The 11,898-nt window shown below is 33.3% G+C and carries 11 protein-coding genes; 6 read left to right on the forward strand and 5 right to left on the reverse strand.

The features are described from left to right. Positions 1-32: 32 nt before the first annotated feature. The 3 genes from AC5XHR_RS12400 to AC5XHR_RS12410 all read right to left on the reverse strand — a co-directional run bounded on the left by AC5XHR_RS12400 (position 33) and on the right by AC5XHR_RS12410 (position 1,779). The gene (locus AC5XHR_RS12400; protein ID WP_495951112.1) at positions 33-344 is read right to left on the reverse strand and encodes a chaperone modulator CbpM; all 312 of its coding nucleotides are present in this window, start codon (positions 342-344) and stop codon (positions 33-35) included. A 2-nt stretch (positions 345-346) separates the two neighbouring features. Continuing rightward, positions 347-1,261 carry a DnaJ C-terminal domain-containing protein gene (locus tag AC5XHR_RS12405; protein ID WP_495951113.1) on the reverse strand — a complete coding sequence of 305 codons (915 nt, stop codon included), beginning with the start codon at positions 1,259-1,261 and terminating at the stop codon, positions 347-349. A 71-nt stretch (positions 1,262-1,332) separates the two neighbouring features. After that, on the reverse strand, positions 1,333-1,779 hold the full coding sequence (locus AC5XHR_RS12410) for a VanZ family protein (RefSeq protein WP_495951114.1): 447 nt from the start codon (positions 1,777-1,779) through the stop codon (positions 1,333-1,335). A 329-nt stretch (positions 1,780-2,108) separates the two neighbouring features. Between AC5XHR_RS12410 and AC5XHR_RS12415 the strand changes: the two genes are divergently transcribed. Further along, a complete protein-coding gene (locus tag AC5XHR_RS12415) occupies positions 2,109-3,344 on the forward strand; it encodes a dicarboxylate/amino acid:cation symporter (protein ID WP_495951115.1) in 1,236 nt (411 codons plus the stop codon). Here the strand turns inward: AC5XHR_RS12415 and AC5XHR_RS12420 are convergent. Continuing rightward, a complete protein-coding gene (locus AC5XHR_RS12420; RefSeq protein WP_495951116.1) occupies positions 3,330-4,436 on the reverse strand; it encodes a tyrosine-type recombinase/integrase in 1,107 nt (368 codons plus the stop codon). The two genes, AC5XHR_RS12415 and AC5XHR_RS12420, sit on opposite strands and share 15 nt — an antisense overlap. Before the next feature lie 267 nt (positions 4,437-4,703). Here AC5XHR_RS12420 and AC5XHR_RS12425 point away from each other — a divergent pair, with 267 nt between their 5' ends. Next, positions 4,704-7,130, forward strand: a complete 2,427-nt coding sequence (locus AC5XHR_RS12425; RefSeq protein ID WP_495951117.1) for a hypothetical protein — start codon at positions 4,704-4,706, stop codon at positions 7,128-7,130. A 145-nt stretch (positions 7,131-7,275) separates the two neighbouring features. Continuing rightward, complete coding sequence (locus AC5XHR_RS12430) at positions 7,276-8,052, forward strand: hypothetical protein (RefSeq protein ID WP_495951118.1); 777 nt, start codon at positions 7,276-7,278, stop codon at positions 8,050-8,052. A 224-nt stretch (positions 8,053-8,276) separates the two neighbouring features. On the opposite strand, the gene AC5XHR_RS12435 is transcribed toward AC5XHR_RS12430, so the two are convergent. Next, positions 8,277-8,507, reverse strand: a complete 231-nt coding sequence (locus AC5XHR_RS12435) for a hypothetical protein (protein ID WP_495951119.1) — start codon at positions 8,505-8,507, stop codon at positions 8,277-8,279. 108 nt (positions 8,508-8,615) lie between these two features. Between AC5XHR_RS12435 and AC5XHR_RS12440 the strand changes: the two genes are divergently transcribed. The 3 genes from AC5XHR_RS12440 (at position 8,616) to AC5XHR_RS12450 (ending at position 11,669) form a co-directional block, all read left to right on the forward strand. Next, positions 8,616-9,170: a hypothetical protein gene (locus AC5XHR_RS12440; protein ID WP_495951120.1), complete on the forward strand. Its 555-nt coding sequence runs from the start codon at positions 8,616-8,618 to the stop codon at positions 9,168-9,170. After that, positions 9,170-10,117: a hypothetical protein gene (locus AC5XHR_RS12445; RefSeq protein ID WP_495951121.1), complete on the forward strand. Its 948-nt coding sequence runs from the start codon at positions 9,170-9,172 to the stop codon at positions 10,115-10,117. The genes AC5XHR_RS12440 and AC5XHR_RS12445 overlap by 1 nt, the downstream gene beginning before the upstream one ends. A 232-nt stretch (positions 10,118-10,349) precedes the next feature. Next, the gene (locus AC5XHR_RS12450) at positions 10,350-11,669 is read left to right on the forward strand and encodes a WG repeat-containing protein (protein ID WP_495951122.1); all 1,320 of its coding nucleotides are present in this window, start codon (positions 10,350-10,352) and stop codon (positions 11,667-11,669) included. Positions 11,670-11,898 lie beyond the last annotated feature (229 nt).

Genomic DNA, 11,898 nt, shown 5'->3' on the forward strand with positions numbered 1-11,898 from the left:
TAACAAAACAATCCCAATCAAAATTTGAATTATTATTTCCAGTCGATATCTTCGAAATGACCTATGGAATCGCTAAATTTCTGCAAAAACTTTCGATTCTCAGCTTGCAATCGCTCAATGCGTTGCATTAAATGATCAATAACCTCAAGTCCCGCGATATTAACATCCAAATCGTAATGCCAAGACGTTAGCTTTTCAAAATAAGCAAGATCGTCGAATAATAAATATTTGATATTATCCTGTAATTGTGGCTTTATCAAACCAGACTCTTCCAATTGATCAAAAAACGAAATCTCGATTTTATAGAGTTTGGTGAGTTCTTCTCGTGAAATTTTTCCTTCCATGATTACGAATTTTTAAGCTGTTGGAATAGTTCTTTTTGCTTTTCGGTAAGGTTCGTTGGGATTTTCACTTCGTAGGTCACGAACAAATCACCAAATACGCCTTCTTTTTTGTACACCGGAAATCCTTTCCCTTTTAGACGAACGGTTGTTCCTGATTGCGTTTCGGGCTTCACTTTCAATTTAACATCTCCGTTAAGCGTTCGCACTTGAACGTCACCTCCTAAAACTGCCGTGTATAAATCAACTTCAACTTTAGTTTTCAAATCATCACCAATGCGTTCGAACTGAGAATCGGGCGCAATGTTGAAGGTTATATACAAATCACCTTTCGGACCTCCATTGTAACCTGGACTTCCGTGCCCTTTCAGTTTAATTTGTTGACCATCATAAACTCCCGCAGGAACGGTAATTCGTACTTTATTTCCATTTACATCAAATGTCTGCTGATGCGAAGTCGCTGCATCTTGTAAAGTCAAATTCAACTCGCCATGAATATCTTGACCTTTGAATTTTCCTGAAGAACTTCCTCGCGAACTGCGACCAAAACCGCCGCCTCCACCGCCGAACATGTTCTGGAAGAAGTCTGAAAAGTCTTCACCATCCCCGAAATCAGCACCTGAAAATCCACCTCCGTACCCACCTCCTTGCGATGCTCTTTGCTGCTGCTGCTGTGCTTTTTCATATTCCTCACCATATTTCCAGTTTTCACCGTATTTATCGTATTTCTCACGATTTTCGGGATTACTAAGAACTTCATTTGCCTCGTTAATCTCTTTAAAACGTTTTTCCGCTTCTTTATCATTCGGATTGAGGTCTGGATGGTATTTTCGAGCTAATTTTCGGTAGGCTTTCTTTACATCATCTTGCGATGCAGTTTTTGTTAAGCCCAATATTTTATAATAATCGATGTAGGCCATACTTGTCTAATTATGATGAATAAAATTATCGAAAAAAAATCGCGAATCAAAATGAATTCGCGATTTCTATATTAAGATTCTGTCTGCCATTCCAAATCGTGAATTTCTTCTTCCTCGGAAATAGGCAGTTTTGAAAATAAAAAATAGCCACTAAGCATTCCTATTGTATTCAGGAAAACATCGTCAATATCGGCAACGCCACGTCCTGTAAAATGCTGTGTTAATTCTATTGAAATAATTCCGCAAATAAAAAGGGGAAGTAAAATCCCAATATTTCTGCAGTTTTTATGAATCAAACCTAAAAATCCGAAAGGCATGAACACGACAACATTACAAACAATATTTAAGAAAAAATCTTCAAAAGGAACTTTGAAGCTTGTAAAATTGAGAATCATGTGAAAAGGTTTCAACTGCAAATTCCCGATTTCTCCTGCGGTTCTCCCGCATCCAAATAACATCATATATACCAAGCCAAAAAAATACAAAGGCATATACTTCACATACAATTTCTCCAACATATAACCACTTTTTTAGTCTAAATTCTACTTTAGGTTTTTGTTCTATTTCGTTTCTATTTTAAAAAAGTTGATTTTCTACCACTCGCTGTTTTTTCTGATTATGTATTTTGTATTACTTTAAAACAAAAAGCCAAAATCCTACCAAAAAAATCAGAACTGTGGTAATTTTTACAGATTTAACAAAAAATTAAAATTCTACACCCTTAACTTTTAGAAATATTTAAGAAATATTGTTTTTCAATTTTTGACCATAAACGAATGATTTTCAAAAATTTAAAACAAAAAAGATTTCAAAATCGAGAAGAATCCTATCTTTGAAAAAAAATAGTGTGAAAAATCTGTTTCAAAATTATTCTGGAATCATCTTACTTTTACTTGGAATTCTTGTAGGAAGCGGCATTGGTTTGTATTGGCCAGAAGTGGTTCCTGCATTGAAACCAATTGGTGATATTTTTCTGAATTTGCTTTTTGTCTCTGTAGTTCCACTCGTATTTTTTGCAGTTGCCCACTCTATTGCGGATGTCGAAAAGCAAGGAAAGTTTGGTCGCATCTTGGTTAGTATGGCGATTACGTTTTTATCATTCATTGTTATCGCCGCTTGTTATACTATAGTTGTAGTATGGTTATTCCCAACACAAGCGTTAGCTTCCAATGATTTAGTTCATTTAGATTCGCCTGCAGAAACTCAAAATTGGGGCGACCGAATTGTAAGCTTTTTCACGGTTGGGGAATTCACGCAATTATTTTCCCGCCAAAATATGTTGGCGTTACTCATCTTCGCATTTCTTTTAGGCACGGCAGTTCGACGGTCTGGTGAAAAAGGCGTTTTCTTCAAAAACTTTTTAGATTCTGGCTATGAAGTCATGAAGCAAATTTTATTGCTGGTTATGAAAGGTGCACCAATAGGTTTAGGAGCGTATTTCGCTTTTCAAGTATCTACTGTAGGTCCAGAATTATTTGGATTTTATGCCAAACCTTTAGGCCTCTATTATGCTGCTGGAATCATTTATTTCTTCGTATTTTTTAGTTTATATGCTTTCGCTGCATTTGGAAAAAAAGGCGTTCGCTTATTTTGGAAAAACAATATTTACCCTTCCCTAACGGCGGTGAGTACGTGCAGTAGCTTCGCAACGATGCCTATCAATTTGCAAGCGGCTCAGAAAATTGGCATACCCGACTCCATTGCCAATGTGGTTATCCCTATTGGAACGACACTTCACAAGAACGGATCGTCCATCTCATCTATTATTAAAATTTACGTAGCTTTTTTAATTATTGGTGAAAACTTTTTCGAACCAAGCAATCTACTTTTAGCAGTGGGAATCACGGTTTTCGTAAGTATTGTTGCTGGCGGAATCCCCAATGGCGGTTATATTGGCGAAATGTTGATGATATCTGTGTATAGTCTGCCTCCAGAAGCCATTCCTGCGGTGATGATTATCGGAACTTTAGTTGATCCTTTGGCTACGGTACTGAATGCTACGGGAGATACGGTTGCTGCGATGCTGGTTACTCGACTTACTGGTCAAAAATTAAATCCCGAGACGATTTCAGATTCTGTCTAAAGGCGAAATCACATTATTAACAATAGGATCCGTGACTTGTGTGTACGTCAACGTTGTGCTGATGTTTTCATGACCAAGTAATTTCTGAATCAAAGAAATATCCGTTCCCAACTCCAGCAAATGCGTCGCATAAGAATGTCGAAGTCCATGAATTCCAATTTTCTTTTTCACATTAGCCTTCAACAATGCATTACGAAAAACCATTTGAGCCGTTCTAATATTCAGTGGTTCACCAGGAATTTTGCCTTCAAAAAGATAGACTTTCGGCAGATATGTTCGATAATAATTGCGTAATTCTTCCAAAATACTTTTGGGCAAATTAACATAGCGATCTTTCTTTCCTTTCCCCCTTTGGATAAGAACTTTCATAGAACCGCTGTCGATATCTTCAATTCTAAGATGGACAATCTCACTCACACGTAATCCCAAACCGTAGCAAAGTTTTAGCATCACTAAATGCTTGGGATTGTCAATAGAATTGAACATTTTCTTAATCTCACGAACGTTAAAATACTTCGGTAATTGCTGATGTTTTTTAGGTCGAGGAATATCGAAAAACATTTTTTGCTGATGCAAAACTTTCTCAAAATAGTATTTGATTGCATTCATCCGACTGTGAATTTGATTCTCCGAAAGTTCCTTTTCCTTCGCACAAAAAAGGAAGTAACTTTGAAGTTTCGAAGCTGTTAAATTATACACCGGAAACTCTTTGATCTCGTAAAGCAATTGCGCAAACTCCGCCAAATAAGTTCGTATCGTATTTCCCGAAAGCCCTTGTAAAACCAAGTAATTTTGATATTTTATTAATTCTTTTTGATTGATTTCTGCGATTTTGTCTAGAGAGCGTTTTCCGATCCACTTTTCAGGAAGTTGAAGTTTTTCACGATTGTGTTTCGTATCGGCGACATACCATTTCTTTTCGCTCGATGACCATTGTGCAAAAAAATGCTCGCGAAGCATCGCAATTAATGCTTTTTCATTCTTGAAAGCCACCCAAATGATCTCCTTACCCTTAAAAAAATCGGGAGCAGCGTGAAACCAAGAAGCCTCGAAACTAGAATCCAACGACTTCACAATCCTTGTAGTTCGCATTTTGTATAATTTTGGTTATTCGTTTTTTGAATAGCACTAAAGTTAAATAAAATTAGTCTACTGATAGTCAATGTTTTAAAAATTTTTGTGATTTTAATTTATTTCGTATATTTGAGAGTTAGGCGACACCCTATTTACAATCGTTACAATAAGAAAATAGCAACAAAAGTTTCACGAAAGTGGAACTTTTCATATTTTAAAATCAGTTTAAAAAAACTACTTTTGTACAACATCAAAAAAACGTACAAATCTGCAAGAACAACCACTATGAAATACAAAAACATCCGAGAAGAAGAACTAAAAAATAAAGTTGGTGCAGAATGGTTCAAGAACTTTGATACAACCGAAATCATCGGAAATATAGATTTCTCCGTATTTCCAAAACAAGACAATTTATTCGGTAGAACTCCCCTGCTTTGGGCGGAAGCCAAAACAGGAAACTATGACGAAGTCACCATGTTTGTGCAATTAATCCTTACAATTGGTAAGGCGAGAACATTCGACAAAACGTTACCACCCGCATTTTTAGGAGCGTTCGATTTCAAAAAAATTGCATTCGTATCGTACATCAGCATTCAGGATATATTTTATCTTAACGATTTCAATTGGAATGTTACGCCCAGTAACCACGATACAAAAGAATTCAAACTCATCAAAACACGTGTAGAAGCTAACTTAAAGCAAAGCTCTTACGTTTACGATTACGAAAAAGATGCAAAAGAACTAAAATTCTTCATCGCCAATAACATTGCAAAAGCTACTGAAACCGCAAAAATAAAAATAGATAAAAACAACTTTATCCCCATTTATCTCCGCTGGTTAGAATTTGTAAAACCCAATATCGAAGTCAATTGGGACGACCTTAAAAAAGCCAATATCCTCGATTCCGATTTTTACCTTGCAGACCTTTTTGTAGATGACAAAGACACGCAAAAGATAGAAGACGATTCCACAGTTAGGGACAATCTATTTGTTATTTATCAAAACCAAGGCTACAAAATTGCGAAAGAAAACATCAAGCAAATGTTTGATGCTACTATCAACATTCGCAACAAAGAAACCTATCAACAATTTTGGAAGCGTTACAAAAGACCACCTATCAAAAGCTACCAAGAATACATTATCGAGCGTAGAGACCTACTCGTTCCCCAAGACATTAGAGAGCGCAAAGGTGCTTTCTTTACCCCAAGACAATGGGTAGAACTTTCGCAAAAGTATCTTACAGACTATCTTGGCGAGAACTGGCAAGACGATTATTATATTTGGGATTGTGCCGCAGGTACGGGTAATTTGTTAGCGGGATTAACTAATAAATTCAACATTTACGCAAGTACGTTAGACCAAGCAGATGTTAATGTAATGCACGAACGTATAGAACACGGTGCCAACTTATTGCAAAGCCATGTTTTTCAATTCGATTTCTTAAATGACGATTTCTCCAAACTTCCCCAAAGTTTACAAGACATCATCAACGATCCAGAAAAACGTAAAAAATTAGTTATTTATATCAATCCTCCTTATGCGGAAGTAGGTTCAAAAGGAGATAAACAAAATAAGACAGGAGTTTCACAAACTAAAATTGTTGAAAAGTATAAGTCCTTAATGAAAAAAGGGAGTAATGAACTTTTTGCCCAATTTTTAATGAGAATTTATCGAGAAATACCTCAATGTAAGATTGCAGAATTTTCAACTTTGAAAATTCTGCAATCTCCCAACTTCTCGGATTTCAGAAATGTCTATCGAGCGAAGCTCGAAAAAATTTTTTTAGTTCCAGCTAATACCTTTGATAATGTAAAAGGTGACTTTCCAATTGGATTTAAAATATGGGATACAGAAAAGAATGATGAATTCTTAGAAATAGAAGCTGAAATATTTACTAAAAATGGATATTTACAACAAAAGAGCATATATAATTCTGGGATACCTATTAGTAATTGGATTTTCGAAAAATTAGATGTCGAAAATAAAATTGGACATTTGAGTTGTAGAGGTGGTAATGATTTTCAAGGTCAAAGTTCAGTAAATATTAACTCATATATTGTAAAAATATCAGATAGATCAAATAGAAGATATAGAAGTACTTTAAATATTGAAAAAGAAAATTTAGTGAAAACATGTGTTTTCTTTGCAGTTCGCCATAGCATTCCTGCTTCTTGGCTTAATGACAGAGACCAGTTTTTATTTCCCAAAGATGCTTGGCAAAATGATAATGAATTCAAAACAGATTGTTTAGCATTTACATTATTTCATGGTCAGAACAGAATCACCACAAGTGAAGGCATCAACCATTGGATTCCCTTTACTGAACAAGATGTAAATGCGAAAGAAAAATTTGCAAGTAACTTTATGACCAACTTCATAAAAGGAAAACTTCCAAATACAAACGAAGTTACTCTGTTCGAAAATACCACACAAAAAAATGAAGCTTTAGAATTTTCAGAAGAAGCAAAAGCCGTTTTCGAAGCAGGTAAAGAACTATGGCGTTATTATCATGAACAACCAAGCGTTAATGTTAATGCAAGTTATTACGACATTAGAGAATATTTCCAAGGCAGAAATGATAAAGGAAAAATGAACGCCAAAAGTTCCGACGAAAAGTACACAGAACTAAACGCCGAACTAAAAACAAAACTGAATATACTCGCAGACAAAATAAAACCTAAAATCTACGAGTACGAGTTTTTAAAAGAATAAACGAGTCAATTATTTATTGAAAACCTTTATCGCATAAAAAATAATATAGCTAATCCAAAAGATTAGCTATTTATTTTAATATCAATCTATTAACCAATTGTTTTTTTTAGTAACTTTAATAGATTAATCAATAAAAACTACACAAATGGCTTCAACTCAAGACTTATCAAGCACGAACACCACAAAAACAAAAGCATCTGTGAGTGAAACAGGACACGCAAAAAATGTTGCGAACTTCCAAAACCTAATTGCCTTTGTACAAGGCTATGGAGCAACTTACAACCCATCAAAAAATGCTTTAAAACTTCCACAACTACAAGCCTTGTTAGCGGATGCCGAAGCAAAACTATCGGATGTCGTGGCGAAAAATACGGCATACAACACCAAGGTTAACGAACGTCAAGCCGCTTTTAGTGGTTTAAAATCTTTATCCACTCGTTTAGTCAACGCATTACAAACAACCGATGCATCAGACGAGTTAATAAAAGATGCCAAAGGATATAACAGAAAAATGCAAGGGCAAAGAGTATCCCCAAGTGCCACTACCCCAACCGACCCCAATACACCTGCACCAACAACCATATCTACAAGTCAGCAATCTTATACACAACAGATTCAACATTTAGCAGGTCTTATATCAGTATTAGAAAGCGAAGCAAGTTATACACCCAACGAAACCGATTTACAAATTGCAACCTTACAAGCCAAACAAACCGAGTTAGCAACTAAGAATAACGAAGTTGCAATATCATATACAGATATTAGCAATTCACGCATCGCAAGAAATGCTACATTATATACAAAAGATGATAGCATTTTTGAAGTCGCATCCGAAGTTAAGAAATACATCAAATCAATCTTCGGTACTACAAGTCCAGAATTCGCACAAGTAAAAGGAATAGAATTTAAAAAGCCTAAATAACAACAACCCACTAAAACAAATACAGCTACCCTATTTATAAAGTTAGCTACCAATTTTTAAAAGAAAGATACCGTAAGTATAATACTAAGAACTGCGGTTGCATAATTCAAAACCTCAATTACAAATATTGCAACCGCATTTATAAAACTAGCATCCGCAAACTAAAATATAGCTTCCGCACTTTCATTTATTACAACCGCAATTACATTTATAGCATCCGCAGTTTAATTTATAGCATCCGCATTTATATTTATTGCATCCGCTATTACATTTATCATGACCGCAAAAACAATTATTCCACCCACCGAATCAAAACCCAAAGCAACATCAAAAAAAGGGCGATCGCCTAACATTGTATTGGCAAAATGCGGGGTAAAATGTATAATAGGAGGATTAGGTGTATTTAGTCGCAAAAAAACTTTTCGTTCCACATAATTTATGTAATTTAGTTCCACGAAAAAGTTTTTTGCTTTATGCAGTTAACAATAGACCACTCAGTCATTCTTAGCCCGCACTTCGCCAATACTTTTTCCGTTATCTGCAAGCATATCAAAACAGCGTCTATGAAAGAGAAAATCAAGAATTATAGTAAAAATTTTATAAAAGAAATAATACCTGTAATCGCAGGTATTTTAATTGCGCTTTTTATTAATAATTGGAGTGAAACTCGGAAAGATAAAAAGTATGTTGAACAAGTTTTTGCTACAGTTAATAGTGAACTAAATGAAACAAATGAGGAAATAAAAGACATAATTCCTTTACAACAAGCATTAACTGACAGTCTTGAGTTGTATGCAAACTATAAAAACGCTACAATTTTGGACGTAGTAAAAAAAGCAAAAGGAATAAAAATTCCAAAAATAAAGATAAATGCTTGGAAAGCGATTTCAAGTTCAAAAATTGATTTAGTAGATTATGAGAGAATTGCCTCTTTATCAAATATTGAAGAACAAAAGGAAATCTTAAAAGATAAAACTGAATATCTAATGACATTTCTATATTCTAACTTTCATGAAACCGAAAAAAGCAAAAAGGAAACGCTAAAAATGATATTAATTGATATTATTCAAACCGAAAAAACAACACAAAGAATAATTGAAGACTTTAAGGGAAAATAATGCCTGCAGATAACATGGGTTTGGCAAAAGCGGGGGTGAAGTTATCATTTAGAAGATTTCAGCACTTTTCGCCGCAAAAAACCATTTCGTTTTTTTATTTTTTTGTAATTTTGAAAAAACGAAAATGGTTTTTGCTCGGTTCGGGTTCAGTTGAAGTTTATGTCTTTCTTATCCCCGCCTTCGCCAAGCCCTTTCCCGTTATCTGCAATTATCACAAAACACTGTCTATGAAAGCAAATTTTATCATTTTCACTTTAACACTAACTTTATTTTCGTGTAGCAAAAATTCGCCAAATTTAGAAAGCTCTTCAAGTGTAGAAACAGAACCTTCTTCAATTGAAAATCTAAACATTCAAATGAATTCTTTTACAGAAATTGACAGTACTGGAGTTTTAATTTTTCCCTTGCAAATGGGACAGAATCCAAGAGAAGATGGAAATTATTCATACAAAGAAATGCCAAATAATGGATTCTGGAATATAATGTTTCTTAATTCAAATACAAATGAATATCATTTACTTACGGAAAACAAAATTCTAATTTTAGATTATGATTATAAATATAATGCTGAGGAAGGAATTAATGTTTCGAAAAAAACTAATCATATTTTTTATAATGTTAGAAGCGTAGATTATAACAAAGACAAATTAATAAATGAAAAAGATCCAATTTATTTGTTTGTTTCAGATCGATTTGGTAAGAACTTTAGACAAATTTCACCCAAAAATTCAAGCATAAATAGTTGGAAATATATTCAAACTTCAAATAAAGTTATAATGACTTCGACAAAAGATAGCAACGGCAATAATTTGTTTGATGACAAAGATGAAATATTGACTTATGAAGTTGTTTTGGATAAATCAGAGCTACCAAGAGAAGTTTTTCAAACAGAAGTAAAGGAAAAATTGAAGAAACTTTATGATAGAGATTGGAAAAGAATAAAATAACTGCAGATAACATTGTATTGGCAAAATGCGGGAGGAAAGTCTAAGTTGAAATATTCGAAATATTTAGCCGCCGCTGCTTTTCATATTGTTTTTTTGTGTAATTTAACAATCTGAAAAAGCATCGGCTACACGCAGTCTGAATTGAACTTTCAGTTAAATTCAGCCCGCACTTCGCCAATACTTTTTCCGTTAGCAGAAATAGTAACCAAAAATCCGTATTAAAACTATAAAAATGAAGACTAAAATTTTATTATTGTTTTTTTTATTTTCAATAACACTAAATGCGCAAAATCAAAATTACTCCGATGTTTCACAAAGAGAATTCTTGAAAATAAATTCATATCCTATTGAAGGTGTTGCTGATTACTATTCTGAAATAATGAATTTCTTAATGACAACAGGAGAAAAAGAAAAAGATAGAAAATTCGGTTTTATTTCTCAAAATGGAAAAGTTTTTAAATCTGCTGAATTTGATTATGCATCTGATTTTAGAGGAAATTATGCAAACATTATTAAAGATAGCATTCCTGGATTAATTTTTAAAAATGGAAAAATAAAATATTTTCCTGAATATTCAATAACTTATTGGAATGAAGATGAATTAGGTTTAGCAATAAAAAAAGATAAATATGGATTTATAAATAGGAAAGGCAAAGTTATTGTCCCTTTAATTTATGATGATGCATTTCCTTTTTACAAAGGATTTGCTTCAGTAAAAAAAGGTGCAAAGTGGTTTTATATTGATAAAAAAGGAAAGGAAATTGAATATCTAAAAAATTTAGAAACTTCATACAAACCTATAATAGACAATCTTGTTTTGGTAAGTGATACGAAAAAAAATAAAATTAAAAAAGGACAATTAACTTCAATTACAACAGGAATGACAGAGTTTATGACAAAAGTAAAAGGCAGTGACTTTCCTGAAAACCTATATGATTTAAAAAATCACAAATTACTCTCTTTTTCTGATTACGATGAAATTTCAGGTTATTTTGAAAATGGTTTAATGAAAGTGGTTAAAAACAGAAAAATAGGATATGTCAATAAAATCAGGGATGTTGTAATTCCCTTAATTTATGATGAAGTTAAAGATATTTCAGAAAATAAAATAATTACAAAAAAAGATGGCTTTTGGGGAGCAATTGATATGAGTAACAATATAATTATTCCTTTTGAATATAACTATTTAAATCCATTCCATGAAAATATTACATTTTTCAGTAAAGACTTAAACAGTAAAAAAATAGGTTATATAAATCTTTCCAATCAAATTGTTATCAAACCTGACTTAGAATTTTGTTGGTATGGAAATTTTAAAAACGAAGTTGCTGTTGCAAAAAAAGATGAAAAGTATGGCTATATAGACAAAGTTGGTAATTTTATTATACCGAATATTTACAAAGAGGCATTCCCTTTTAAAAATAATATTGCCTTAGTAAAATTAGAAAATGGAAATTATACTTTCATAAATGAAAGAGGACAAAATGTTTTTAATAATGATTATAAGCAATTATACCCCTTCAAAAATGGATTTGCAAGATTTGTTGAATAGAAAAAACTACTTCTGCTAACATGGGTTTTGCAAGATGCGGGGTTGAAGGAAATCATAGAAATATTCTATAAAATACCCGCAAAAAACCATTTCATTTTTTTTGTAAATTTGAAAAAATGAAAATGGTTTTTGCTAGAGATTGGTTCTCCTCCCGACTTTCGGTTTACAGTAGCCCGCACCTCGCAAAGCCCCTTTCCGTTATCTGCAAGCAAAAAACAAACAACCTTCC

It is taken from the genome of Kaistella sp. CFF1-2 (genome assembly GCF_059509915.1).